The sequence below is a fragment of the Ralstonia mojiangensis genome (genome assembly GCF_023955645.1).
In the GTDB taxonomy this organism is placed as follows: domain Bacteria; phylum Pseudomonadota; class Gammaproteobacteria; order Burkholderiales; family Burkholderiaceae; genus Ralstonia; species Ralstonia mojiangensis.
On the sequence record NZ_JAMXHU010000005.1, the window covers coordinates 326,931 to 352,494 of the forward strand.

Sequence of the window (25,564 nt, forward strand, 5' to 3'; positions counted from 1 at the left end):
GCAAAAAGAGATAAAGCCCGCAGCGCTGGTTCAGCGACGGCCGGAGCGCGAGATGACATCCACCCAGACGGCAAGAACGAGGATGCCGCCCTTGACGATCATCTGCCAGTACGCGTCGACGTCGAGCATGGACATGCCGTTGTCGAGGCTGGCCATGACGAGCGCGCCGACCAGCGCACCGTAGACCGTGCCCGCGCCGCCACGCATTGACGTGCCGCCGATAAAGCAGGCCGCGATGGCATCCAGCTCGCCCATGGTTCCGGCGGACGGCGAGCCCGCAGCGAGCCGCGCCGTATTGACGATGCCGGCAAACGCGCACATCAGGCCCATGAGCCCGAAGATGGCCAGCTTCACGCGATCGGTGTTGATGCCCGACAGGCGCGTGGCCTCCAGGTTTGAACCCACGGAATAGATGCGGCGCCCGAATACCGTCTGGCTGGCGATCCACGAAAAAATACCCAGCAGTGCCAGAACGAGGAGAACCGGCACCGGGATGCCGCCATAGCTGTTGAGCGTGGCGACAAACGCAACAATGACCGCGCCCGCCGCAATCAACTTGGCGACGTCTTGCCAGAACGGTGCGACGTCGAGCTCATAGCGGCGGTGCTCACGCCGCTGCCGGATTACCACGAAGATCAACAGGCAGAAGATCAGCACTGCCATGAGGTCACCCACCCGGCGCGGCAGATAGCCCTGGCCGATCAGCACGAAGCTGTCCGACACCGGCGCAATCGTCGAGCCATGTGTGAGGCCGAGCAGAATGCCGCGATACGCGAGCATGCCGCCAAGGCCAACGATGAAGGACGGAACGCCCCGGTAGGTCGACCACCATCCGTTGAACAGCCCCATGGCCACGCCGAGCAGCAGCACCACAGGCACCGTCGCCACAATTGGCCAACCCAGCCCTTGATCCAGGATGGCAGCTACGCCGCCAAGCAAGCCCAACAGCGAACCGACGGAGAGATCGATCTCGCCCGCGATGATGACGAACACCATCCCGCAGGCCAGCATCCCCGTAATGGACATCTGCCGCAGCAGATTGGAGAGATTGCGAGGCGACGTAAACGCGCCGTCGGTCAGCATTGAAAAGAACAGCCAGATCGCGGCCACGGCGATCAGCAACGCCAGGATCTTGTAGCGTGCGAAGAGTTGCCTCAGGCGCTGGGTTGCCTTGAGCGTGCGACGCGAAGGGTCCACCCCGCCGGCGGCTTGTGGGCTCGTCTGAGAAGTCATGCGTGGCCTACCTGATGAAAAGTGGATGCGTGCCGCACCGGTTGAATGGCTGCGGTCAGAATGTGTTCCTGCGTCAGCCCATCGTTCACGAAATCGCCACGCAGCTCGCCCTCGCCGATCACCAGCACGCGATCCGAAATACCGAGCACTTCGGGCAGCTCCGATGAAATGACGATGATGGCCATGCCGCGTTTGGCCAGGTCACCGATGAGCTTGTAGATTTCATACTTGGCGCCGACATCCACGCCGCGCGTCGGCTCGTCCAGAATCAGAACGCGCGGCTCGGTGAGCAGCATTCGCGTGAGGACGGCCTTTTGCTGATTGCCGCCCGACAAGCTGGCAATCGGCAGCATTGGATGCGCTGCCCGCACGGCAAGCCGCCGCATCTCCTTGCGGATCGTGTCGAGTTCGGCCGCGCCATCGATGCGCCCGAGACGCGAAAAACGCTGGAGGACGGCAAGTGTGATGTTGTGCCCGACGCTCATCAGCGAGACGATGCCGTGACGTTTGCGGTCTTCCGGCACCATCGCAATGCCCGCACGAATGGCGTCAAGCGGCGCCCGGACTTTCAACGGTTTTCCGTCCAGTACGAGCGCCACCTCGCTGGCGCCTTCGTACGCGCCAAAAACCGCCTGCATCAGCTCGGTGCGCCCTGCGCCGACCAGGCCGGCCACGCCAAGAATTTCGCCCCGGCGCACCGAGAAAGACACATCGTCGACCCGCTTGCGAGTCGGGTTGTTCGCGTCGTAGCACGTCACATTGCGCGCCTCGAAAACAACCTCCCCGATGGGATGAGGTTCGCGCGGGAACAGTTGCGTGATCTCGCGCCCGACCATCTGGGCGATGATGCGGTCGGTGGTCAGGTCTTGCATCGGCGCGGTCGACACATGGCGGCCGTCGCGGATGACGGTGACCGTATCGCACACTGCTTCCACCTCGTCGAGCTTGTGCGAGATATAGACACACGCAATGCCGCGCGCCTTCAGATCACGCACGATATCGAGCAGGATGCGCGTTTCAGCCGCCGTAAGCGACGACGATGGCTCGTCCAGAATCAGCAGCTTGGCGCGCTTGTTGAGCGCCTTGGCGATCTCAATCAATTGCTGATGGCCGCCGCCGTAGTGCATCACGGGCAACGCCACGTTGATGCCCTGGATGTTCAGGTCGCGCAGCAGCTTGTCCGCGCCCTGGTACATGGCCGCGTAGTTCATGCGGCCGCCAGGCAGCGTGATCTCGTTGCCGAGATAGATGTTCTCAGCCACCGACAACTCCGGCACCAGCATCAGTTCCTGGTGGATGATGACGATGCCCGCCCGCTCGGTGTCGCGAATACCGCTCGCGCGGAGCGGCTGCCCCTCCCACAGGATTTCGCCATCCCAGGTGCCGCTCGGGTACACACCCGAAAGCACCTTCATGAGCGTCGATTTTCCGGCGCCGTTCTCGCCGCACAGGCCCACACACTCGCCTGGCCTCACGACCAGGTTGATACCGTCGAGCGCCTTCACACCGTCAAACGTCTTGACGATGCCGCGCATCTGCAACAGAGGTTCAGACATGCCTCGTCCTTGAGGTACGAACGCGGCCGGCGACAAAGCGTTGGCTCGTCGCCGGCACAAAGTGGCCCTGGCTGCGCGACCTTATTGGCCGCCGCCGATCTGAGCCTGCGTGTAGAAGCCGTCTTTCACCACCAGGTTGACGTTGTCCTTCGTGAGTTGGGTGGGTTGCAGCAACACCGTGTCGACCTTCTTCTTGCCGTTGTCGTACTGTGCGTTGTACTTGGGCTTATCACCCTTGGCGAGTGCCACGGAAAGCTGCGCGGCTTCAGTGGCAATCAGCTTGAGCGGCTTGTAGACCGTCATCGTCTGCGTGCCCGCAATCACGCGCTTGACGGCAGCAAGGTCTGCATCCTGCCCCGACACCGGCACTTTGCCGGCGAGCTTCTGCGCAGCCAGTGCCTGGATCGCGCCACCTGCCGTGCCGTCGTTGGACGCAACCACGGCATCGATCTTGTTGTTGTTCGCGGTCAGCGCGTTTTCAACAATACCCAGCGCAGCAGACGCGCTCCACTCGGGCACCCATTGCGAGCCGACGACCTTGATGTCGCCGCGGTCGATGGCAGGTTGCAGCACCTTCAGCTGACCCTGCCGCAGCATCTTCGCGTTGTTGTCCGTCGGCGCGCCGCCCAGCAGGAAGTAGTTGCCCTTCGGGCGCACGTTGAACACGCCCTGCGCTTGCAGTTCACCCACCTTCTCGTTGTCGAAGGAGATATAGGCATCGACGTCGGCATCGAGAATCAGGCGGTCATACGACACCACTTTGATGCCGGCCTTCTTGGCTTCCGCCACCACATTGGTCAGCGCCTTGGAGTTGAACGGCACGATGACGATCACGTCGACACCGCGCGAGATCAGGTTCTCGATCTGGGAGATCTGACGTTGCTCGCTGGCGTCCGCCGATTGCACCGACACTTTGGCACCCAGTTTTTCTGCAGCGGCGACAAAGTAATCGCGGTCGCGCGACCAGCGCTCCACGCGCAGGTCGTCAATACAAAAGCCAATCTCCGGATGCGCCTTGCTGGCATGCGCCAGGGGCGCCGCGATCGACAGGCTGGCGAGCATTGCGCCGCAAAAGGCGGCCCTCAGAACACTACGGCGTTGGTTCGATTTCATGTCTCACTCCATCTTCTATTGTTGGTGGATACCCTTAGGCCGACGGTGCGCGTGGTGCGCCGCAATAGTGATCTCGCCCGGCTCGACGGCCATCGCATGGTGATGCGGCCGCCCAGCACGGGCAATTACGAAATTGCCCAACCGCCCTAACATTTCTTGCCACCCCGCTGCGATCGTCTGACAGCGCCCCATGTAGCCAATAGAATGTGCAAGCGCGCAGCACGCCCCAGCGCTGCAGCCGTTTGGCAACCCCTGCCACCGCGAGCGGCCCGAGCCACCATGCACCGTCAACCGTCCGATCCATCGCAGCACGCGCGCATTCATCGCATTGCGCTGCTGTTCAATGCCAACAAGGTGTATGACCGCGAAATCATCGCGGGCATTGGCGACTACATGCGCTCCACGCGCGTGACGTGGGACCTGTTTCTCGAGGAGGATTTCCGCTGCCGGCTCCCCGGCATCGAGCGCTTTGATGGCGACGGCATCATTGCGGATTTCGACGACCCGGCTGTCGCTGAGGCGCTGTGCGGTTGCCCGCTGCCGGTCGTGGCCGTCGGCTCATCGTATGAAGATGCGGCGCAATACCCGGCAAAGGAGCCGTATGTCGCAACGGACAACGGCAAGCTGGTCTCTCTGGCATACCGCCACCTGATCGAAGCCGGCCTGCAGCACTTTGCGTTGTACAGCCTGCCTCAGGCCCCGGAGAACCGCTGGGCACAGCAGCGCGAACTGGCCTTTACCCGCTTGCGCCGGCAGGACAATCCCAGCGCCCAGATTGAGCAGGAGATCTACCGGGGCCTCTCGACCAGCGCGCCGACCTGGCATCAGGCGATCGGTCAATTGATTGAATGGCTGCGTGCGTTGCCCAAGCCCATCGGCGTCATTGCCGTCACCGACGCACGGGCCCGGCACCTGCTGCAGGCATGCATGACGGCAGGGTTGGCCGTGCCGGAGGAAGTCGCCATCATCGGCATCGACAACGATCCGCTCACACGCACCTTGAGCCGCATCCCGTTGTCGTCGGTCATTCAGGGCACCGTGGAAATGGGTCGCACCGCTGCGCATCTGTTGCATCAGATGCTGGGCGGTGCCCGCCTGGCAGGCCGGCAGATTCTCGTGCCGCCGGTTGGCATCAATGTGCTGGCGTCGTCCCGGCACCAGCCGCTTTCCAGCCCGTATGTCATGCGCGCACGCCACTTCATCCGGCAGTACGCCTGCCAGGGAATCAAGACCGAGCAGGTCGCGGACTACGTCGGTATCTCGCGGTCATCGCTCGAAGAACACTTTCGTCGTGAATTGAATTGCACCGTGCACCAGGAAATCCTTCGCCATAAGCTCGACGCTGCCAAGCACATGCTGGCCAGCCGTGATGTCGCAACCGCCGAGGTGGCGGTGCGCTGCGGTTTTACCTCTGCGCAATACATGCACGCCGTATTTCGCCGTGAGCTGGATTGCACGCCACGCGAATACCAGGAACGCACCATCACAGAGGGCCAATCATGAGCATCGCGCCAGCGCTGTCCGCACACGCGCCGCTCGACGGCGCCATCTCGTCGGCAACGTGGGGGCACTTGCCGGACGGCGAGCCGGTTCAGCTGTTCACGCTGCGCAATGCCTCGGGCATGCGCGTCTCCATCAGCGATCTGGGGGCGACGCTCGTCTCCTGGCAGGCGCCTGACCGCGGCGGGCGCCTGGGCGAGATTCTTCTCAACCACGCGACGCCTGCCGCCTACCTGGAATCGCCGGGCTATCTGGGCGGCTTGATCGGACGCTGGGCCAACCGGATTGCCGGCGCGCGATTTACGCTCGACGGCATCGACTACGCGCTCGACCGCAATGAGGGTGGCAATCTGCTCCACGGCGGGGCGAGCGGGTTTCATCGGGCGCTATGGGAGGCTGAGGATGAGGCCGGTGCATTGGTCCTGCGGCTCACGTCCCCGGAAGGCGATGCGGGATTTCCGGGCAATGTCGCCGTCCAGGTTCGCTATGCGCTCGACGACGATGGCATGCTGTCGATCGACTACGAAGCGCGGACCGATGCGCCCACGCCGATCAACCTGACAAGCCATGGGTATTTCAACCTGAGCGGCAAGCCCGGCACCGACATCAAAGGCCACATCCTGTCGATCGATGCCGACGCCTTTCTGGAAGTCGATGCCAAGCTGATCCCGACGCGGACAGCCAGCGTCGCGGGCACGGCATTCGATTTCCGCCAGGGGGCGCCCATCGGGGTACGGCTGGATTGGCCCAACGCACAACTCGCGCAAGCCGGCGGGTTCGATCACTGCTTCGTGCTGCGCAACACGGCGCCGGAGGGCCGCCCGCATGTGCGCCCCGTCGCGCGGCTGTATGACCCGGGCAGCGGCCGCGAATTGACGGTGCTCACCGATCAGCGCGGGCTTCAGTTCTACTCGGGGCACAAGCTGGGGGGCACGCACGCGCTACGCAGCGGCTTATGCCTGGAAGCGAGCGCGTTCCCGAACCAGGTCAACATGCCCGATGCGGAAACGGTCATGTTCCGCCCGGGCCAGGTCTACCGCCAGCACACCGCATACCGCGTGTCGGTTGCTGAAGAGGCCTGAGCCCCGAAACCTGATCCGCTTTTCAGGCGCGCGGCTTGGATGTTCAATGCGCGGCTGCGGCCGCGCCGTGCATGACTTCGTGCGAGCCGCGAATGCCGTTGAACCATGCGTTGAGCACCACGGCCACCAGCGTGCCCATCACGATGCCGCTGTGGGTGATCGGGTGCGTCCAGTCCGGAAAGTGGTGGAAGAACGCCGGCGCCAGCGTCGGCATCATGCCAAAGCCGACCGACACCGCGATGATCAGCAGGTTGTGGCGCTGCTGCTGGAAATCGACCATGCCCAGCATGCGGATGCCGGCAGCGGCCACCATGCCGAACATCACGATGCCCGCACCGCCCAGCACGTATTGCGGCACAGACGCCACCACGTAAGACAGCTTAGGAAACAGCCCCAGCACGATCAGCAGCACCCCGCCGGCGGCCGCCACATAGCGTGAACGCACGCCCGTGATCGACACCAGCCCGATGTTCTGCGAGAACGACGTATGCGGGAACGTGTTGAACACGCCAGCCACGACCGTCGCCAGACCGTCGGCACGCAGCCCGTTGGTCAACTCGTTGCGCGAGATCGGCTTGCCCACCACGTGCGCCAGCGCGAGGAACATGCCGGTTGATTCCACCAGCGTGATCACGATCACGATGCACATCGAGATGATGGCCGATAGCTCGAATTTCGGCATGCCGAAGTGGAACGGTGTCACCAGCGTCATCAGCGGCGCCGCGCTCGCATCCGCCAGCGACACCTTGCCGAACGCAGCCGCGACAAGCGTGCCCGTCACGATGCCCAGCAGCACCGCGATATTGCACAGCAGTGCGTTGCCGAACTTGGTCAGCAGCAGAATCGTCACCAACACCAGCGCTGCAATGGCCAGGCCGAACGGATCGCCAAACGCCGGGTTCGGCACCATGTGGCGCACGCCGTCCACCACCTGCGGAATCATCTGCTGACCGCCCGCGGCCCAGTTGATGCCTACGCTCAGCAGCGAAAAACCGATCAGCATGATGACCGTGCCCGTCACCACGCGCGGGAACAGGCCCAGCAGCCGCCCCATGACCGGCGCGATGGCAATGCCGAACACACCTGAAACGATGGACGCCCCGAAGATGCCGGGCAGCCCCATGCCGGGCTCCACGCCAATGGCAATCATGGGTGCAACCGCGGCAAACGTGACACCCATCATCACCGGCAGGCGGATCCCGAAAATCAGGAAACCGAGCGATTGGATGAGCGTGCCAATCCCAGCCGCAAACAGGTCGCAATTGACGAGATACGACAGGTCGCTCTTCGACAGGCCAAGCGCATTGCCGACAATCAGCGGCACGGCAATCGCACCTGCGTACATCACCAACAGGTGCTGCAGGCCAAGCGCGAACAGGCGGGGCAGCGGCAGAAACTCGTTGACGGGATCGGCAGCGGCGTGAGCGATTGTCGACGAAGAAGGCGAGGGTTGGCCGGGGGATTGGCGCATTGTCTGTCTCCTGGGGCCGCCCCGTGTCAATGCCGGGAGCGTGCTTTAGGCGGGTGTGGCGGATTCAATCCGCCGGCATTCATGCGGCGTGATGCCGCGTATTTGCCGGAATCTTGGAGGGACACCGTTTTTATGTCAACAATTCCAACCGTTTTTTGTGTACATATTTTGCGTTCTGAAACGTTTGTGCGCTTCAGACATCACCCGACGCTACCAAACCCAAACAACGAAAACGGGGTGTTCAGGAGACGCAGCCGGCCGCGCAGCCTCGGAATGTTCGTAGGCCTGCTGGCGCAGGAGCGTGGCTAGACTGGCTCGGTCTATTTCTTCACGAGCCCCATCATGACGATGATTGACGGAGCCAGCATCGGCTACTGGAAAGCGCACGCGCCGGCGCCGGAAACCACGGCCGCGCTGAACACGCTGAGGACCTTCAACGCCTCGCATCCGCTGAACGGCGGGCCATCGCAAGTGCTCACGACCGCAAACCTGCTCGCCACGAAGACATCCGAGCCAGGCGCCAGTGCTGCCATGGAGGCGGTCAACCGTGAGCGCCAGCAGGTCAGCGCGGCAGAGGATGCGTGCCGCACCCTCGTCGCCCAGGCGCGCGCCGGCAAGCTCGACACCGACATACTTCGCGAGGTCCGCTCGCAGACGCAGCAGTTCCAGGACGTCGTCAACGCAGAGGCCGGCAGCGGCAGTGAGGCCACCAAGACGAGGATCCGGAACTACATGGCGGACGGCGGGCCAGCAGATTTCCTGGCCGACTTTCAAGTCGAGACCCAGCGCGCAGACGACGTGCGGAGCATCATCGGCGCACAAAACAGCAGCCCCTACACCGTGATGGACACCGACAGCTATGCACAGACCACAGTCGCACCGCTGCTGGACCAGACCCGGCAGGACATGCAGGCAGTCGCGCAATACCTGCCCGGCACCCCGGAAAAGAAGGCCGCGCTGATCAACCTGACGCATGACCTCGATGAGCTGAAGCACACCCGGCAAACGCTCGAGCAGGATGGCGCCGCCGCCGGCAACATGCAGAACCTCGGCGGTGCGTTGCAAACGCAGGCCACGCAGCACATGACCTGGGGATTCAACCAGTTGAATCAACTGGAGCCGCTCATGCGGGACGCTACGCAAGCGCAGCGGCAGGGCGTGATCGATGTGGCGATCACGCATACGCCGAATCTTGCGGGCCTGCATGACAACGCGCTGGCCGCCGTCAATGACGTCGAGTCGGCACCCAAGAGCGTGATGGACCCATCGAATCCGGTCACCTCGGTCCAGCAGGCCTTGGGAGACGTGATCGACCCAACCACTGGCAAGGCGATGCTGCAAGCGGATCTTTATTCAAGCGGTGGACTGGAAGCGCTGCTCAGCGATCCTTCGTTGCGGTGGTCGCGCTGACTGAGTAAGCACAATCCGCGCGCTATGCCAGACACATGCTGCGCATAGGCAGGCGGTAGCTCGAAGAAAATGCATCAACTTCGAGCCACCGCTTTGCTCACTCCTCCGCAACACACGCCTCCTTCCCCCCTCTTTCTCCGACTTCGATTTTGAGAAGCCGCCACCCCGCTTTCAGATGACGGACTCTTCGGTCAATCAGGAGGAAGTGGGCGGCTTTGGGAAGTGGTCACGCGTGCGAGCACCGCGCGGCAGATTGGCTGGATCGATGGGCGACTCGGCCAGGTTGTCCAGGAGTTTGCTATATCGGCCTCCCAGGGTGCCCAGCGCGGTCAGCAATTTTTCGAGCGCCGCATTGACCACATCCAACGCCTTGCGTAGTGCAGCCGGCTTTTGCGAGTACTTTGCGTCGACAAGCCCCGTCTCCAATTCCAGAAAAGCATCTGCGATGGCCTTCAGTTCGCTCGCATGCATCTGTCCTGCGCCCTCAATTGCTGTCGCTACAGCCTCCTCCAACTCGGCCAAGCGCCTGATCTCGTCGCCGGTATTGGCGTTATGCGTACGGTCATCGTCTGAGATGTCGTAGCGTTGCTCGTCCTCGGCTTCGGCATGCCAGTTCCTGCTGTTGCTTGCCATCTCTTCAAGTTCAGCGTGAGCACGCGCGATGGTTTCGATCACACCGGGCAAGCCAGGCTTGTCGGACAGCGTGGGCGACCCGGTGCCGTCTCCGACCGGTAGCGCCTTTTTGCTCTCCGCCGGCCCCAGCGCTTCCCGCCGCATGATCGATTTCCCAGGTGTGCTGCCGGCAAACACGGCACGGTTCATCAGATCGCGCGTCCTCTCAGCGATGCGCCTTCGCACCCCGCGCAGTGTCTGCACCAAGCCGCCTTGCGTGTCGCCATCGTTTGCCGTCGCAGTCGGCCCCGGTTCAGAACCTGATGCAGGAGGCAGTGCGCGCGGCGTGTCGCCAGCGTCGTCTGGCACGTCATCACTCGAATCGTCGACTGGTAAAGCATCAACTGCGGCAGGCAAGGCCGGCGTAGGTGCGCCAGTTGGTTGATCCAGCTCGGCACGCGCTTGCGAGGCACGATCGAGCAGCGCGGTGACGTGGTACTCGCCCAGTCTCGGCGACGCGCCCTTCGCATCCTCCAGGGCAAGCTGGACACCCTCGATGCGGTCCAATAATTCCTGAACCTGCGGATGATCAGCGCCAAGTGCTCCACCGGCAGTCAGCGCATCACGAACCGGCTGAAGCGCAGCAGCGTCGATCGCCACCGGTTCGGTAGTTTGCCCGTCGGGGACCAATCGACTCAGTTGCGCAATGGCAGCACTCAGGCGAGCGCGGGCGCCGTCGAGCACCTCCAAGTGCGGCCCCGTGATGTCGGACGGCCCTTCAAGTTCCGGCGCCGTCCGATCCGCTGCAGGCAACGTTTCTGAAGGCGGCGGCTCGGTACTTTCTGGCGGGGCGCCGCCGCCACCCGACGGCAACGGCGGACGCGTGGGCGAGGGACCGACGTGCGGGCCGTCCGGCGGTTCCGGATCATCGTCGGAGCCACCGCCAGGGCTTGGTGGTTCATCCTCCGGTGGAACTTCGCCAATCAACTCCATCGCGTGCCTGCCGTCCGGCAGCATGGGAGCATCCGAATTCACCACCTCAACACCCAGGCGCTCCAGGGCAAGGTAGAGCGCTTCGACAATATCGCCAAGCTGGGCATCATCCTGCGCAACCAATCGCAGCCGCGCACCGGACAGGCCACTTTCCAGGTCATTGATCTCTGCCGCCAGTTGTTCGGCAAGCGCTTCCGGATCCTCCAACACACCACCGCCCGCGGTCAGTTCCATGGTGACCGGGGCGTCGCCGCTGGCCGGCCGCAGCGTGTATTCCAGCGGCAGGACGTCGATGGCAGTGTCCGTGCGGATCTGGTTGGCGGTGTTGGCCACCTTCTGCAGGTTGCCGACCGTTTCGATGGGATGCGGCTGCGATGCGTCGCGCTCGGCGCGTGCGCGTTCGTACCACGCCCGGGAGGCTAGTGCGTCTTCAATGAGACCCACCACATCCGCATCGGTGGCACGCGCTGACGCAGGCAATTGGGCTTGCTCCAGCAGCAGTGAAAGAGATCGCCGAAGCCCGTCGTCCTCGTCCATCGCGTCGATCCAGTCTTGCGCGCTTTGCAGTTGCTCCGGCGCCAGCGAATGGGCCGGCCTGGCCTCGGGCGGTTCAGGGCGCGCCGGTGCATTGTCGGGCGGGGGAATGGAAGGCTCCAGCGCAGGCAGAATGGGGCGATCGTCGCTGGGTGAATGGTCCGGCGTCAGGACGTTCTCGTCGGCCAGCAGCTGTGCAAGCCGCACTTGCTTGGCGACGTGCTCGGGCGCATTGGGATCGGCCGTTGGCTCGCTCAGTTCGCGCACCAGGTCACGCGCTTCATCCGGCAGTTGGTTCAGGTCGCGTTGCGCCGCGCGCTCGATCAGGTGTGCGTCGATCGCATGTGCACCAATAGCCGCCACCTGCGCGTGGGTCAGCGTCGCGTCGGCCTCGAGGGCGGCTTTCATTGCATCGTTAGCCACCATCATGGCGCGCCAACCCGACCCGGTAGTGGGCACCCAATCCAACAATGTTTCCTTGTCGGGCATCGGGCTGACCTGATCGATAACACCCTTGGCGCGCAGGTCAGCCTCGATGGCGTCATAGGGCGCCACCCAATTGGCGTCACCCACCATACGGTAGAACCCAGAGCCCAGAACCTTTGCCACCTCGGCGGGGGCCATCTGCTCGTCCTCAATGAGGTCCATGCCAGGAACGCCACCCTCACCAAACTCAGCCCGCAAACCTGCAAGGCGGTCGTAGAGTTCCTCTGCAGAGCGCGTCGTGCAGAGCGTCTCCATCTGGTCGACCATGCCCATGATCTTGCACACGGTGAACAGCCCCGAGGCCTCTTCCATGGTCAGCGTGCCGTCGGCGTGCGCCGCTTCGAGCTGCTCGTGCCACGTTGGCGACACGGCTTTCTCTGCAGGGCTGTGGGCGGTAGCGGCATCGGTGATCTTCGCGACGGTCTGCTCGAACGGGTCGAGGCCGACCACGGCGGACAGATGGTCGAAATCCTCCAGTGTCTTGCCGATGAATGGCGGCGTGCCCGCCGTGCGGTCTCGCGTGGCATCGTGCAACAGCCCCGCCTTGCGGAAAAGGCCCTTCTGCACCAGCGCGGTCAGCCGAGGCGGAAAGTCGGCTTCATGCGCGACAAACCCGCGCACGCCTGCATCCAAGGCATTGCCCACACCAATAAAGTGCCGGTGATCGTGCTGGGCGACCGGCCAGCCGCGCGGAGGCACAGGCGCAAACCAGCTACGCCACTCCTGCGTAGGCGCAGCGAGCGAGCCATCGGGATTGCGCGGCGGAAAATCATCGCTCGCCGGTGCCGTCAGATTGCGCTCCAGCTCGGCAGGCGATATCGGTTCGCCATCTGCCCGGGACGGCGTAAGCCGCTGCCGCATGCCAACAGTGACAGCCGGTTCGGTTAGCGGAATCTGTTCGGCCATGGACGAATGTGGCGACGCTGTGCCGGGCTCGCGCCTGCGGCCAACGTCCATGGCGACCTGTATGCCCTCGGTCAGGGTATTGAGGAGCGCCTCCGGTTCAGCAACGGCAGCAGCCAGCGCGTTGATTTGAAGCACACATTGGCCATCCGGCTGCACATGAATACCGGTGGCGCCATCGTGAAGCTGCACCGTATCGATGTGTTCAGCCAGCGCGCTGACACCCGCCTGTGCTGCAGCAGCGTTGAGCGCCGTGCGCACGGCTTCCAGCCTTTGCTGCGCGGTCGTCGAGCCGACCGGCCGGCTACGGCTGTCCTCGAACCGGATGCCGGCCGTGTAGGTTGCGTTCTCGGATGATTCTTGGGCACTCTGCGGGCTGGAGTCGCCCTCTTCCGACCCGCCGAAAACCTCCCATGCCACTCCACGCTTGCCCAAAAACAGGCCGCGCAAACCATTTGCATGGTGGAAGGTCGCATACCCGGCGGGCAAGCCGGTTTCGGGATCCGCCGGCACGACCGCGCCCTCTGGCAACTGGCGTGGTGAGTCGTCGTGCAGGACGATAAAACCGCCGGCCTCGGCCGCCTCCGAAAGCTGCGGATACCGCATCATCAGAACCTTTTGCGTGCCCGAATGGTTCCACCAGGCCTGGATGCGATTCCAGCGCTCAATCGGAGGCAACTTGGCGGGCAAATCCAGTATGGCTTCTTCCGGCACGAACGCGTGTATCTGAAGCGAATGCTCTGACAGCAACGAATCCGATGTCCGCGCAATGTGTGAGGTGGGCCGCCCAGCATCGGCCATCGCACGCCGCTCCCGCACCGCACGCACACCACCCATCAACGGTGCCATCCCAACCATGGCGGCAAAGTTCATCACCTGCATGAAGAGCTCGTGGTCGCGTTGCTCCGGGTCGTCCCACACGGCAGCCAGTTGCTGCAGCCCCTGCGCTGCCTGCAGCCCGCCGGCCACGCCTGACACCGCGCGCAGCCGTTGAGCGGCCTGTGCAAGAGCAGGACGCACATCGGCAGTTGTGACGGCTTCGGCCACCCCGTCGACAGCGCCTGCCGCGCGCACGCCGGACGCTTCCGACGAAATCGCTTCCGCCGCGTTACGTCCGACGGCCAACGAGTTCCCGGCCGCTTCCGACACTTCGGCACCGGAGCGCGCCGCCGCGGGCAGGCTTGCACCCCAGTCGAGCGTACGCGCGACGGCTGCGCCTCCGGCAGCGGCCACCATCAGCTCTGCACCAATGGCTTCGCCCGAGGTAAGCGAGCGGTCGTGCCCAGCCATGTTTGCAAGATTGGCCAACCCCAGCGTGGCGGTAGGCAGCGCTATCAACAATTCCGCCGCCAAACCCACAGGCCCTGTCGACAGCGCCGCCACCACGCCCAACGCCACGCCCCCGACCAGCATCGGGATGCCCGTCGCATCGTTGATGTCATCCAGCGTCGAGTTGATATGACCAGCCACCGTCTCCATGGCGATCGTGCCGTCGGCACCGCTGCGTGCAACGTTGCCCCCTTTCGGCATGACCAGGCAGTCCTTGGTCGTCAACGCTGTCTGCGAGAGGAAATCGTCCCGGCTGGTGGCGGTGGCGGTCGGATCGTCCGCGCTGCCGCCCCGACTGCCCACGTAGAACGTGGTGCCCTGATCGCCCTGCACGCGCACTAAAGCCATCTGCATCTGCCCGGATTGTTCACCATAGGCTCGCATTGGCATGACTGTGAGCGACCAGTGCTCTTCCGGCGCGCGGCTTCTACGTGCCTTGGCGTTGGCCGCCTGGATGCCGCTTGCAATCGCACTGTCGAATGCGCCGATGACGTTGCCGGCATCGGCCAGGCGGTCACCAGCAAACCATTCGGTGGTGGCGTCAACGGGTGCATTGGGCGTGTTGAGCCATTGCTCGGCACGGTTGGCGCGCGCCTGTGCGTCGGTCGACGTGCCGATGTCCGTCATACCAAGCGACAGGCCCAGCGCGTTGTGAAAAGCAACCGACCCGACTGTGTAGGGTGTAGCGCTGACACGTGCCACCAGCGTCTCCACTTGCCCTTCGGCGGCATGTTCCGGCAGCGCCTGGTAAGCGGCCCATTGCGTCTTCGAATACGAAGTCCGGTCATCGCGGCTCAGGTAGCCCTTGCCGGCAACGAACGATTGCAACCCGCCCTGGTAATAGTCATCCAGACGCTGTGCCGCCTCGGGGTCGACCGGCTTGAGTGCGGCACGCAGGGCCTCGGGAAGCTGCTGATCGCCGTTGGCTCCCATCTGCTGGGCGCTGGCGAGCAAGGTATCGCGCGTGGTGTTGTCGGAACGCGCCAGCGTCGACTGCGGGCCGATAAGCCACGTTGCAAACTCGGCGCCGCGATTTTTCTCCGGCAACGCAGCCTGTACAAGCGCGGCAACGCCCTCGTACCACGATCCCGCATCGGACAGTGCTTCCGGGTTGTTGTCGAACCAGTCTTCCTTGTAGTTCGCCTTGATCCAATCGAGCGCGCGGCCGGCGTCTGCACCAGACATATAGGGTGCCAACTGCTTCATGAACTGGCCGACACGCACCAGCCCAATCGTCTGCAGGCCGGTGTCGCGCTCCGAAGGTTTGAGCAGTTGCCCAATCTGATCGGACCAGAACGCCGGCCCGAACGTTGACGCCGTCATCTGATCGATGACGCCAGCCGCTGCGGGCGTGAGCGCGTTGTTTCGGTTGATGGCCGCGATCTGCATGGCGTTTTGCACGGCGCCAATGTGCGATGGATCGCGCGGGTCGCCTGCGGGCGCCTGCGCATTGCAGTGCTCCTGAACCCACAGCACGCGCGCATCGTCGGCGGCTGCCACCCAGCGCCCCATGATCTGCTTTTGCTCGGGCGTGGCGTGCTGTGCTGCCCACGGGAACGGATCGCGCTGCACGGCGGGGTCGTTCCAGTCGAGCGTCACTCCGGCCAACTTGAGGATCGCCAGTTGCTGCAGCCGGCCAGCAACCTGCTGCGTGCGCCTCGGGTCCATGAACGCCGCGTCCGCGCTGGAAAGCGATCCGAGCAACCACATGCGCTCAGCGGCGGGAAGCTTCTGCACCTGGGTCAGATCGAACTGGCTCGTGCGCACCAGGCCAAGCGTGACGGCGTCGGACCCGGCAAGGGTCTGCTCGAATGCAGTCAGGCCGGGCGTGCTGGGCGTGAGCGGTGCCGCTGCGCCCTCCACCCGCCCACTCAACGACGCGCGTGAAATGGCCTCGTCAAGGCCTTGTCCGGCGTGCGCCCGCTGGGCAGCAGCCACGCCCTGGTCCCAGTCGGCTTGCGGTACCTGAGGGGCCTTGTTTGCCGCCGCCGCGTTCTGTTGCGCCTGGGCATCGCGCGCGGTGCGCTTGGCATCGTGCAGGCTGCCGAGGTTGTCCTGCTCTTCTGCCCGGCGCAGGCTTGCGGGCACGGCATGCGATGGTTGCGCCGCACGCTGCGCAGCCTGTAGCGTCGTTTGGGCGTCGTTGGCGTAGGCCTGTGTCGCGTCCTGCGCCACCTCGTTGCCCAGCGCCCGTTTGAAATCAGCCAGCGCTCCGCTGGTCGCGCGCTGCAGGTCGGTCAGCGATGCCGCGTAGCCGGAGAGTTCCGGCGTCTTGGCTGGCAAGACGACATCCTTGCCCGCCGCCGCGGCCTGCTGCTGCGCCTGCGCGTCGGCCACCTCGGCATTCGCCTGGGTCAGTTGGTGTTGTGCCTGGTTGAATGCCGCGTTGTCGGAGGGTGCCTCGGCGCGACGCAGGCTGGCGGGCAGGTTGCGATTGCTGTCCAGCACGGCTTGCGCAGAATCCACGCTGGCCTGCGCAGCTTGCTGATGCTTCTGCGCCAATGCGACATAGGCGTCGGCAGCCCTGGCGCTGACATCCGCAGCGGCGCTCTGGTCCACTCCCAGCAGATAAAGCGCCATGGTGGAGTGACGCGTGGCAGGCGCCTCCGCCAGCACCGCCTGCATGGCTTGATGGCAGGTGTCGCTCAACTGTTGACGCAACTCCGGTGTGGCCGCTGCCACGCATGCCCGACCGAACGCATCGACCAGGCCCGCAGCGGCGGTGCCATCGGGCGCGTTATCGGCAACGCAACGCATGCCGTTGATCATGGCGCGCTGCAGGCGCGTCAACGCAGCGTTGGCGCGCGTCAGCTTGCTGTCTTGCTCATCAGCGGGGGCGCCACTGCTTTCGGCAGCGGGGTAATCGGTAACGGCCTGATTGCAGTCCTGCGTGCTGGCGGCAATGTCGGCCTGTGAAAAAGCCAGCGTAAGCGTGGCTGCCGGAAAGGTCGCACCCAGGTCGCGCATCGCCAGCGGCAGCGCGTTGGCCACCGGGCCACCGTGTTCTGCGGCACAGGCCATGAGCGCGGCGACCGCCAGATCCAGATCGGCATCCGGCTGTTGCGTCGCCTGCTCTGCGCGCAGCACATTGACCGCTTCCGCTGGCGTGGCGCCCGCCTGCATCTGCGCACGCATGCGATCGACCAGCACTGCATCGGGTGCATGCAGCCGCGTGAGGTCGGGCTTACCGGTTGCCGACTGAACAGGGCGCTTCAGCAACTGGCCCACCTGATCGACCACTTTCGCGTCCAGCACATGCGCATCGGCAACCTGCCGGGTGGCACGATTGATCAGATCGGTGGGTTGCTTCGGCTTCGTATTTGCGCGGGCGGATTGCTGTGCTTGCTGAGCCGCTTGCGCCGCAATGGCAGCCATCGCCATCTGTTCTGCCGTTGCCAGCGGATTGCTCGCCTGCGTGGCATGCACGGCATCTTGCAGGCTACTGCCTTGGGCCATTCGGCCTTGCACCTGGGCAGTCAGGGAAGCGGGGGGAGGAGGCGCCGGTTCTGGCGCACGCGGCACGACAAGGCCGTCGGGGCGATAGGGAAACATGGGGACACAAGGCAACGAAAAGGGCCACGGCGCGAGACGCATCCCTGGCCCGATGCATTGTCACAAGCACGGGCACGCAGCTTGCCTACAGCCCTCCGTAAGTTCGGCCTGCGCCGCGCAGGCCAGCCCAGAAAACCAGTTGGACGATCCCGCTCTTTCGCTGCATGGCGTGCGGCACACGCCTTACGAATCCATGTAGTGCCAACCGGGTGTTCCGACGGCTACGCTAGGCCGTCCTGTCTGACTGCCCGCGCGCTGTGCGATGGGCTACGCCTATGCGCCGCATCGTCGAATTCCTCATCCTGGCCATCGCCATCGTGGCCATTGCACTGGCGGTGCCGACGCTGATCCACGCAAGCGAGTACGGCATCTTCCTGGAATTGACGCACAAGCCCGGTTTTCAACCCGCGTGGGACGCCATGCTGCGTGGCGAGCCTGCCCTGCCCGCCTGGCTGCGCGGTGGCCAGGGAACGAGCAGCGAGTACACCGCGCGCGCAACCGACGGCCAGACCTACATCACGGGTGACATGTGCAAACCGCATGACTGCCCAGCGCAGCAGGTCTTCGGTGCCTTCCGCATGGATACGCCGGAACACGCCAACGCCGCCTGGGCGGTTCTGGTGGAAGTTCATTACCCGCATCCGACAGACCGGCCAGCCTCCGCCTATGCAAAGCTGCGCTGGCTCGGCCATCCGGACGAGCCCATCAAGGCACTGCTGATGAAGAATGTCCGTCGCGCCAACCCCGACTGGGACCACGCATCATGATCCGCTGGCCAATTGCTTCGCTCGCTTCTCTCAGCTCACTCGCGCGATGCCTCGTCGTTGCCGCGCCGCTGTTCCTGTCTGGCTGTCAGACGCCGTACCAAGCTGACCTCGGCTACGGCGGCTTCTCTGAACAGCAGATCGGTCCGCGCACGTGGGAAGTGCGCTTCCGCGGCAACGACACGACCACCACATCGACGGTCTACAACGGCCTGGTGTTGCGTTGCGCGCAGATTGCAGCGGCGCACGGCTACCGCTATTTCGTGCTTGAAGGCAATGCCGATGCCAGCGAATTCCACCCGTTCTACACGCCCGACAAAGTTTATGTTGGGCGGCACGGCCGCGTGGTGGGCTACGAGCCAGGGCAAGACCTGAGCACGGTGGCACCGGGCCAGATCTATCGCATCACGCTTACCAACACGCTCACGAAGCGCAAGCCGATGGGGGATGCACGCGCCATCCTGGCGGCGCATCCGGAATTGGCCGCCGGCCAGGCACGCATCGACTACTGACGGCCTGACGATGCTGCGGTGCCCTCATCGGCCTTTTTGCGCGGCCACATCCGGTACACCCAGTTCGACATGAAGTAGCAGAGCAGCCCGCCAATGAACACGCCCATGGGCGTCGTGCGGCCCAGCCAGAACAAGCCGATCGTCACTGCCGCGAGCATCAGCGTGCTGATGGCCGTCACGACCGCCGGCAGCACGGTGGTGATTTCGACATCGGCCTCGCCGGTGGCCTCGACGCCCTCCCCTTGAACGATCAGCCTGTCCCGCGCCAACGCGGGGTCGTATCCGCTGATCACGACATGCCCGCGCCGCGCATCCAGCCGAGCCGCGCGCACCCGTGCGCCGAGCATCGTCAGCGCCATCGACAACGTCATGGTCAGCACTGCCCACCCCATGCCGACAACCGCCATCAGCGGCGTGGATGCACGCACCTGCGTGCGCAGGATATGCAGTGCAATCGCCCAGCAGATGACGCCCCCCACCAGAAAGGCACCGCCAACCACGACAAAAGCGATGTACGCCTTCCGGCGTGGCTTGCTCGAATCGTCACGTTGCATGACGGGCTCCTGCACAGTCAGAAAAGAGATCCACCGATTCTGGCAGCGGCCCGCCCGCACGGTGCCTCCGAGAAATCGTGTCCGCCAGGGCCGAAGCGCCGTGCTACGACAATCGCAGCGTAATCCGTCGCCACATGCGCAAGCTTGCGCAAGGCCGTAGTGCCTTCGATTGAGCCCGCTCGCTACTCTCGCCTTAAGCGCCATTACATGCGCGATTGCGTAAAAACAGAACGCCCCATTCGCATGCCATGCGAAGCGCGGCGAGAGAGGAAACCCACGGCATGACATCGACCCATCTTGGCCTGGAAGCGGAACACACGCTGCATTCCCACATGCGCGTGCCCGGCACCCGCGCAATCGTGACCGCGCTGCATACGCTGCCGGCTGCACATACGCGGCACATCTACGGCTTTGTGCGGGACCACCTGGACGCCGACGCCCGCATCGAGCACATCAGCGCCCGCGGCATGACGATCGTGCGTGCCGAATGCCATACACCGTCTGAGGCAATGCGCCTGCACCCCGACGTGCTGGCACAGGACTATCGGCTCTATCAGCGGTGGGCAACCGCATCGGCACCAAGCAACGATGTCACCTGGCACAGCGCCGCGGGCCGGCGCATGAGCGTAGCCATCCTCGTCTCCCGCACGGAGCACTGCCTGCAGGCGCTGCTGCAAGCGCACGCGGCACTGACGCTGCCTTGCGACATCGCGTTCGTTGCTGGCAACCACGCTGAACGGGCCACCCTGTGCAGGCAGCATGGCGTGCCCTTCATTCACGTCGACCATCGGCACGGTCAGGAAGCGGCAGAGGCCGAGCTGGACGCCTTGCTCCAGCTTCACCATGTCGACCTGATCGTGCTCGCACGCTACATGCGCGTGCTCACGCCGGGCTTCGTCGCACGACACGCCGGCCGCATCATCAACATCCACCACTCGCTGCTGCCAGCCTTTTCTGGCGCAGATCCGTACCGCCGGGCCTACGCCAGGGGCGTGCGCTACATCGGCGCGACGGCGCACTACGTGACGGCCGACCTGGACGAAGGGCCAATCATCGAGCAAGCCATGTCGCGCATTGCCTCGGACGACGGCCCCGACGCGCTGATCGCCCAGGGCGCGGCGCTTGAGTGCCAGGCGCTGGTCAACGCCACGCGCTGGCATCTGGAGCACCGCGTGGTCACCGTCGGCGCGGCCACCGTGGTGGTATCCCCAACAACGATCGCCAATACGGAGGCTGTGTCATGAGCGCACGTCATCTTCCGCCGTCCACGCGCGGGCGTGTGGCGGCACGCATTGTCATTGCAGGTGCGGCCGTGGCATTCACGGTCTGGATGTTTGCGAGCGGCTCCGTGCACATGGCGGGCGCAAGTGCCGGCGTTGCGCATGACGCGCCCCGCGAGCCGGCAGCATCAACGCACGCCGCGGCCGCAGTCTCCCGCTATTTCGGTGACGAATACGCCGACGCCGAAACACGTCTGCAGTCGCAGCCGCAAAGTCCGCAGCCACCGACGTTCTGAAGGCGTGCCATGGCTTGCGTCCCCGCCCTTGCCCCGTTCGATGCGGATTTCGGCGCCGCACCGCCGGCGCTCTTCGTGCGCTACGCGCGGCTGTACCTGCGGCTGGTCCGGCTGTTGTCACACGCTGCAGCGGCGGTCGACGAGCCCGTGGTCGTCATTGCGCTGAGCATGATCCAGCGCCGTGCGCGGGCCCGCATTGGCACCTGCCCTGACTACGCACGCCTGCTAACCCGCCTGGTGCTCGTCTTCGGCGATGTGCTCCAACGTGCCGATGCACTGCCGGGGCTCCCCGCAGGGGATGCGCCGCCCTTGCCGCAGGCCTGGCTGTACGCGTGGGCCGTCGCGCCCATCACCGTCTGCCCGCAAACATGCTGCGCTTCATTCGCGTGCGAACTGACGGAGCATGCAGCGGCGCTGGCTTGACGCAACCAGGCGCGCATCGTCAAGGGCACAGTGTTGCAGCCGCGCCGGCCCGGTACGCCACCCACATGGCATCGGCAAACCGGCTGCTGTAATAACCGTCGTTGCGGCTGGTGCCGTGCAGCGCCGGGTAACGGCCTGTTCCATCGGAAGGGTCGGTATCCAGCGCGCCATTGCCGTGCGGTGCGTAGGGGTCAGGCTGCGTCCACGCGCCGAAGTTGACCCAGCGATCGGCATAGGCGATCAAGTCGGGGTTGTTCCAAAGGCACTGCAGGTGTGGCATCAGATGCAGGATCAATGCAGTCGCCACCAGCGGCTTGGTAGTGCAGCAGAACTGGTATTCGCCGCCCGGTGTCTGGCCGCCGTCGATACGGTCGTACGGGTCACGGCAATCGCGCGAGCCCCGCGTGGTGTTCTGGTTGAACCAGTAGTCGTCGGTTGAACACGGCGCGCCCCATAGCACCTGGTTAGCCACAGGGCTGAAATGCAGGTCGCCGTCTTCCTGGTACGTGTTGTAGGGCGCGTCGTGCACGAGGGCGGCGATGTCCACGTCATCCAGCAGCTCCGCCGCAAACGCAAGCACCACCTTGCGCCCGATACGGTGGCCACCATTGGCGGCAAACTGCAGCCCGCCGTGCCGCGCGGCCGCAAGGTCGATGCCGTATTGCAAATAGCCGATCAACGCGGGCATCTTGGCCTGCAGGCTGTCGGCAAGCATCAGGCGCAAGCCTGCGTCCGCCGTATCTTCGGCAACCTGCGCGCCATAGTCAGGCAGGTTCTGCACGGGGTGGATGTCGGCGCCCGTCCAGTCGTTCATGTGGTCGAGCTGTACGCGGGCGAAGCGGCTCGCAATGTCGTCCAGCGAGGGCGCGTAGTCCACCGGCGCCAGTTTCGGCAGCCGCTCGGTATGAACACGTGTGAGCGGAATCAGCGGCTTGTCGGCGCCGAAGTACGGAGGGCGGAACAAGTTCGCCCCGCCCTCGGGGGGGATGGCGCCAAGCACCGTCAGCACAGCCGCGCTATCAAGAAAGGTGCGCCCCGCAGGTGAATCGACCAGCGAAATGCTTTTCACCACCGATTCCCCACCGCGCGCGGCATACGGCAACGCGGGCACCAGCGTGGGGTCGAATCCCTCCGATCGGCTGTCGAAGCCTTGCCTGTCAACGTGCGCAGGGTTGACCTCGAAGCCGTTGCGCGTGCCGGTATAGGCGGGGCTGATGGCGGTGATGGTGACCACACCGCCCGCCGCATCCGGCGCGATCCAGTAGTCACCGTTGGCAAAGGTGCCGCACGCATAGGCGTGATCGAACGTGAAGGTGATGCCGTACTGAGCGACCTCGCTGCACGTGGCAGTCGATTGCGGCGGCTGGCTTGGCGCGCCTGCCACAGGCGGCGCGTCGTTCCCCTGCTGGCCTGGCGCCGCGCCATCTCCTCCGCCGCCGCACGACACCAGCGCAAGCAGCACCGCTGCGCTGCTCGCAAGCCGCCCCCATCGAATGTTCATGATCCCGCTCCATCGTCTGCTAATGCGCACATGCCCGCCACTGTAGGGACGATCGGAGGCGCGCCGCCCTACGGTCAACCGTAGGCAGAACGGGGCATCAAGGCGCGTGGGTGCTCCGGCCTGAGGCCTGCGCCGTGCACTTTCATGGCGCGGGAGTCGCCCGAAGGCAGGGCTGAGGCGGGAAATCCATGCCTTTTCAGCATAAGCACTGCGGTTTTGGCTATTGCACCCAAAACCTTTGCCCACGCTTTTGCGACGCCCAATGGCAGGAACCCGACAATCGTCGCAAGAAAGCGCGCACGCCCCTCAAGCCAACGCGCTATCGTTTTCGCAGGCCCTTGTGCAGCCGTGTCTTACGAAAAGCCGGACAACTGCCCAAGTCTTGAAGACATACCCTAGCGTGGCGAATGACCGCCCTGTTTCACGATGTGTACGCGCATGGATCTGCGACAGCTTCGCTATTTCGTCACGGTTGCCACGACCGAGAACATTGCCCAAGCGTCTGAACGCCTGCATATTTCGGCGTCGCCGCTAAGCCGGCAGATCATCCGGCTGGAAGAAGCGCTGGGCGTGGTGCTGTTCGAGCGCGAGCGCAAGCGCCTCAAGCTCACCGAGGCTGGGCGCAGGCTGCTCACCGAAGCGCGGGCCCTGCTCCAGCAGGCCGATACGCTGGCCCGGCGCATCGTCCAGCCCGAACCCAGCACCGCTCAGAATGACGCACACGCCGAAACCCGCACGGCGCTGACATTCGCTTATACGCAATCGTCGCTCATGCCCGGCATGCCGGCGGCACTGCAGCGCGTGGTGACGGCTCTGGCAACGAGCGCGCCCGGCATGCGTGCCGACATGTTGGTGATGGCACCGGAACGTATCGTCGCCAACGTCATGCGTGGCGTGTTGCACGCCGGCCTGATCGCGGGCTACGTCCCCCTGCACGACGGTCTGGATCAGGTATCGGTCGCCTACGAGCGCGTGACGCTGGTGGTCTCGGTCGACCATTGGCTGGCCCGCCAGAACGTGGTGGATGCCTGGCAGTTGGACAACGTTCCCGTGGCGCTCGACGCCGCCTTGCACGATGGCTTGTTCGGCGCACTGACCCACTGGTGCGGCCGACATGGCGCCACGCCGGGGCCGCTGCTGATCACGCCCGACGCCGCCAGCGCGAGCGACCTTGCAGCCAGCGGCATCGCCGTCACCCTGCAGGTGGGTCAGGCACATACCGCCTTGCCGCCTGACCTGGTGCGGGTGCAACTTGCGTGGGACGCTCCGCAGATCAACACCGCGCTCGTGTACCCGAAGGCGGATTGCCATCCGGTCGTGAGCGCCGTGGTGTCAGCGCTGAGCGGCGGACGCGGCAGCAGCGCGCCGGCACCACAGCCCAAGCTCCTGTCTGTGCCCGGCCTGGGTGTATTGACGGACAAGGGCACGCCCGTTACACCGGCACCTGCCCACATCGATCTTCCGTCAACCGCTCCATGCGGAAGCACCGTGCTGGTCGACGATCACCTCGGCTTCCTGAACTCCATGCTGGCCTGACACGGCACCCTATCCGTAGCAGGCCGCCTTCACCAACTGCACGCGCGTGGTCACGCCAAAGAGTGCACGCAAGCGGCGCAGGTGGTAGTCGACGTTGTGCGTGGTGAGTTCCAGCAGTTGGGCGATCTCGCGATCGGTCATACCCTTGATCAGGCAGTCCAGGATGCGCTGTTGCACTTGCGACAGATTCGGATCGCCGGGCAGCGGGCGGCTCGGCACCAGATCGTAAGCGCTCAGATATTCATGCACTGCCATGCCAAGTGCCAACGCCTGCCCAATCACGGCGTCAGAGATCCAGCGCCGATTGCGGTTGCTGGAATGAAAACGCACCACCACCCGCGCACGCCCTTCTGCAGCCGGCCAGCAGTACGTCACGCCGCTGGAAACGCCGAACGCCTCGCAGTCGAGCAGATACGCCTGCATGCGCGCGAGGCCCGGCGTGCGCTCGGTCCAGGCGGCCAGGTCATCTGCGTCCCAGACCAGCGGTGTGCCGCTGGCCAGGCACCGTTTGAGGCACGGATCGATCTCGTGGTAGCGCTGCGAGAAATAGCGATGAATCCAGTCGGCCTTGCCGTACGTCGTCAGGCTGGAAAGCACCTCCACCGTACCGGACATCATGCGCGCCACGCTGTACTCGAAGCTGTCGAAGCCGATGCTGGTCAGCACCTCCTGGACTTTCTGGCGGCGCTGATACGGCTGCATGCTGGCGGCGAGCTGCGTGGCCAGCTGGGGCGCGTGCACGGCGAGCGTGTGCGGCGGTTGGCGCGTGATGATCTTCTGGTCATCGAACAGCAGAACGCCGCCCAGCGTGCGCATATGCACGGCGTCGTGCAGCCCGGCGGTGGCTGCCTGGGGCGTGAAATACGAGGCTCCGGCGTTGTCGCTGGCACTCTTCATGGTCGGTTCCCGGAAAAGCCGCAATGGCTATACGTAGTCTTGTGGCTGCATATGCTGCTGTCCATTGCCGAATGGGAACGAGATCGG

Annotated in this window: 17 protein-coding genes; 9 read left to right on the plus strand and 8 right to left on the minus strand. The window is 64.6% G+C overall.

Going from position 1 to position 25,564, the window contains the following annotated elements; translation table 11 throughout:
* Positions 1–30 precede the first annotated feature (30 nt).
* The 3 genes from NG898_RS21980 to xylF all read right to left on the minus strand — a co-directional run bounded on the left by NG898_RS21980 (position 31) and on the right by xylF (position 3,902).
* Positions 31–1,233, minus strand: a complete 1,203-nt coding sequence (locus NG898_RS21980; protein WP_252694418.1) for a sugar ABC transporter permease — start codon at positions 1,231–1,233, stop codon at positions 31–33.
* Entirely contained in the window at positions 1,230–2,789 is a 1,560-nt protein-coding gene (xylG, locus tag NG898_RS21985; RefSeq protein ID WP_252694419.1) for a D-xylose ABC transporter ATP-binding protein, read from the minus strand. The genes NG898_RS21980 and xylG overlap by 4 nt, the downstream gene beginning before the upstream one ends.
* 81 nt (positions 2,790–2,870) lie before the next feature.
* A complete protein-coding gene (gene xylF, locus NG898_RS21990) occupies positions 2,871–3,902 on the minus strand; it encodes a D-xylose ABC transporter substrate-binding protein (protein ID WP_252694420.1) in 1,032 nt (343 codons plus the stop codon).
* A 279-nt stretch (positions 3,903–4,181) separates the two neighbouring features.
* Here xylF and NG898_RS21995 point away from each other — a divergent pair, with 279 nt between their 5' ends.
* Positions 4,182–5,405: a XylR family transcriptional regulator gene (locus NG898_RS21995; protein WP_252694421.1), complete on the plus strand. Its 1,224-nt coding sequence runs from the start codon at positions 4,182–4,184 to the stop codon at positions 5,403–5,405.
* Positions 5,402–6,484, plus strand: coding sequence for an aldose epimerase family protein (locus tag NG898_RS22000; RefSeq protein ID WP_252694422.1), 1,083 nt, complete (start codon positions 5,402–5,404; stop codon positions 6,482–6,484). The genes NG898_RS21995 and NG898_RS22000 overlap by 4 nt, the downstream gene beginning before the upstream one ends.
* A 43-nt stretch (positions 6,485–6,527) precedes the next feature.
* Here NG898_RS22000 and NG898_RS22005 read toward each other — a convergent pair whose 3' ends face one another.
* Positions 6,528–7,955, minus strand: coding sequence for a nucleobase:cation symporter-2 family protein (locus tag NG898_RS22005; protein ID WP_252694423.1), 1,428 nt, complete (start codon positions 7,953–7,955; stop codon positions 6,528–6,530).
* Positions 7,956–8,297: 342 nt separating this feature from the next.
* On the opposite strand from NG898_RS22005, the gene NG898_RS22010 reads away from it, so the two are divergent.
* On the plus strand, positions 8,298–9,365 hold the full coding sequence (locus NG898_RS22010) for a hypothetical protein (protein WP_252694424.1): 1,068 nt from the start codon (positions 8,298–8,300) through the stop codon (positions 9,363–9,365).
* A gap of 195 nt (positions 9,366–9,560) precedes the next feature.
* On the opposite strand, the gene NG898_RS22015 is transcribed toward NG898_RS22010, so the two are convergent.
* Complete coding sequence (locus NG898_RS22015; RefSeq protein WP_252694425.1) at positions 9,561–17,678, minus strand: hypothetical protein; 8,118 nt, start codon at positions 17,676–17,678, stop codon at positions 9,561–9,563.
* 371 nt (positions 17,679–18,049) lie between these two features.
* Between NG898_RS22015 and NG898_RS22020 the strand changes: the two genes are divergently transcribed.
* On the plus strand, positions 18,050–18,541 hold the full coding sequence (locus NG898_RS22020; protein WP_252694426.1) for an Ivy family c-type lysozyme inhibitor: 492 nt from the start codon (positions 18,050–18,052) through the stop codon (positions 18,539–18,541).
* A complete protein-coding gene (locus NG898_RS22025; RefSeq protein ID WP_252694427.1) occupies positions 18,538–19,050 on the plus strand; it encodes a CC0125/CC1285 family lipoprotein in 513 nt (170 codons plus the stop codon). Before NG898_RS22020 ends, NG898_RS22025 begins: the two co-directional genes overlap by 4 nt.
* Here NG898_RS22025 and NG898_RS22030 read toward each other — a convergent pair.
* Positions 19,044–19,604: a hypothetical protein gene (locus tag NG898_RS22030; protein ID WP_252694428.1), complete on the minus strand. Its 561-nt coding sequence runs from the start codon at positions 19,602–19,604 to the stop codon at positions 19,044–19,046. The two genes, NG898_RS22025 and NG898_RS22030, sit on opposite strands and share 7 nt — an antisense overlap.
* 281 nt (positions 19,605–19,885) lie before the next feature.
* On the opposite strand from NG898_RS22030, the gene NG898_RS22035 reads away from it, so the two are divergent.
* The 3 genes from NG898_RS22035 to NG898_RS22045 are packed head-to-tail and all read left to right on the plus strand — an operon-like array spanning position 19,886 to position 21,543.
* Positions 19,886–20,848: a formyltetrahydrofolate deformylase gene (locus tag NG898_RS22035; protein ID WP_252694429.1), complete on the plus strand. Its 963-nt coding sequence runs from the start codon at positions 19,886–19,888 to the stop codon at positions 20,846–20,848.
* On the plus strand, positions 20,845–21,120 hold the full coding sequence (locus NG898_RS22040) for a hypothetical protein (RefSeq protein WP_252694430.1): 276 nt from the start codon (positions 20,845–20,847) through the stop codon (positions 21,118–21,120). Before NG898_RS22035 ends, NG898_RS22040 begins: the two co-directional genes overlap by 4 nt.
* Positions 21,121–21,129: 9 nt before the next feature.
* Complete coding sequence (locus NG898_RS22045) at positions 21,130–21,543, plus strand: hypothetical protein (RefSeq protein WP_252694431.1); 414 nt, start codon at positions 21,130–21,132, stop codon at positions 21,541–21,543.
* Positions 21,544–21,562: 19 nt separating this feature from the next.
* Here the strand turns inward: NG898_RS22045 and NG898_RS22050 are convergent, their stop codons facing one another.
* Positions 21,563–23,044: a hypothetical protein gene (locus tag NG898_RS22050; RefSeq protein WP_252694432.1), complete on the minus strand. Its 1,482-nt coding sequence runs from the start codon at positions 23,042–23,044 to the stop codon at positions 21,563–21,565.
* Between the two features lie 438 nt (positions 23,045–23,482).
* On the opposite strand from NG898_RS22050, the gene NG898_RS22055 reads away from it, so the two are divergent.
* Positions 23,483–24,580 (plus strand): LysR family transcriptional regulator, encoded by a 1,098-nt coding sequence (locus NG898_RS22055; protein ID WP_252694433.1) that lies wholly within the window; start codon positions 23,483–23,485, stop codon positions 24,578–24,580.
* A 9-nt stretch (positions 24,581–24,589) separates the two neighbouring features.
* Here the strand turns inward: NG898_RS22055 and NG898_RS22060 are convergent, their stop codons facing one another.
* Positions 24,590–25,477 carry a helix-turn-helix transcriptional regulator gene (locus NG898_RS22060; RefSeq protein WP_252694434.1) on the minus strand — a complete coding sequence of 296 codons (888 nt, stop codon included), beginning with the start codon at positions 25,475–25,477 and terminating at the stop codon, positions 24,590–24,592.
* Between the last annotated feature and the right edge of the window lie 87 nt (positions 25,478–25,564).

Coding starts and splice junctions, on each gene's coding strand:
- NG898_RS21980 (WP_252694418.1), bottom strand. CDS start 1,233: ATGACTTCTCAGACGAGCCCACAAGCCGCCGGCGGGGTGGACCCTTCG.
- xylG (WP_252694419.1), bottom strand. CDS start 2,789: ATGTCTGAACCTCTGTTGCAGATGCGCGGCATCGTCAAGACGTTTGAC.
- xylF (WP_252694420.1), bottom strand. CDS start 3,902: ATGAAATCGAACCAACGCCGTAGTGTTCTGAGGGCCGCCTTTTGCGGC.
- NG898_RS21995 (WP_252694421.1), top strand. CDS start 4,182: ATGCACCGTCAACCGTCCGATCCATCGCAGCACGCGCGCATTCATCGC.
- NG898_RS22000 (WP_252694422.1), top strand. CDS start 5,402: ATGAGCATCGCGCCAGCGCTGTCCGCACACGCGCCGCTCGACGGCGCC.
- NG898_RS22005 (WP_252694423.1), bottom strand. CDS start 7,955: ATGCGCCAATCCCCCGGCCAACCCTCGCCTTCTTCGTCGACAATCGCT.
- NG898_RS22010 (WP_252694424.1), top strand. CDS start 8,298: ATGACGATGATTGACGGAGCCAGCATCGGCTACTGGAAAGCGCACGCG.
- NG898_RS22015 (WP_252694425.1), bottom strand. CDS start 17,678: ATGGCCCAAGGCAGTAGCCTGCAAGATGCCGTGCATGCCACGCAGGCG.
- NG898_RS22020 (WP_252694426.1), top strand. CDS start 18,050: ATGCGCCGCATCGTCGAATTCCTCATCCTGGCCATCGCCATCGTGGCC.
- NG898_RS22025 (WP_252694427.1), top strand. CDS start 18,538: ATGATCCGCTGGCCAATTGCTTCGCTCGCTTCTCTCAGCTCACTCGCG.
- NG898_RS22030 (WP_252694428.1), bottom strand. CDS start 19,604: ATGCAACGTGACGATTCGAGCAAGCCACGCCGGAAGGCGTACATCGCT.
- NG898_RS22035 (WP_252694429.1), top strand. CDS start 19,886: ATGACATCGACCCATCTTGGCCTGGAAGCGGAACACACGCTGCATTCC.
- NG898_RS22040 (WP_252694430.1), top strand. CDS start 20,845: ATGAGCGCACGTCATCTTCCGCCGTCCACGCGCGGGCGTGTGGCGGCA.
- NG898_RS22045 (WP_252694431.1), top strand. CDS start 21,130: ATGGCTTGCGTCCCCGCCCTTGCCCCGTTCGATGCGGATTTCGGCGCC.
- NG898_RS22050 (WP_252694432.1), bottom strand. CDS start 23,044: ATGAACATTCGATGGGGGCGGCTTGCGAGCAGCGCAGCGGTGCTGCTT.
- NG898_RS22055 (WP_252694433.1), top strand. CDS start 23,483: ATGGATCTGCGACAGCTTCGCTATTTCGTCACGGTTGCCACGACCGAG.
- NG898_RS22060 (WP_252694434.1), bottom strand. CDS start 25,477: ATGAAGAGTGCCAGCGACAACGCCGGAGCCTCGTATTTCACGCCCCAG.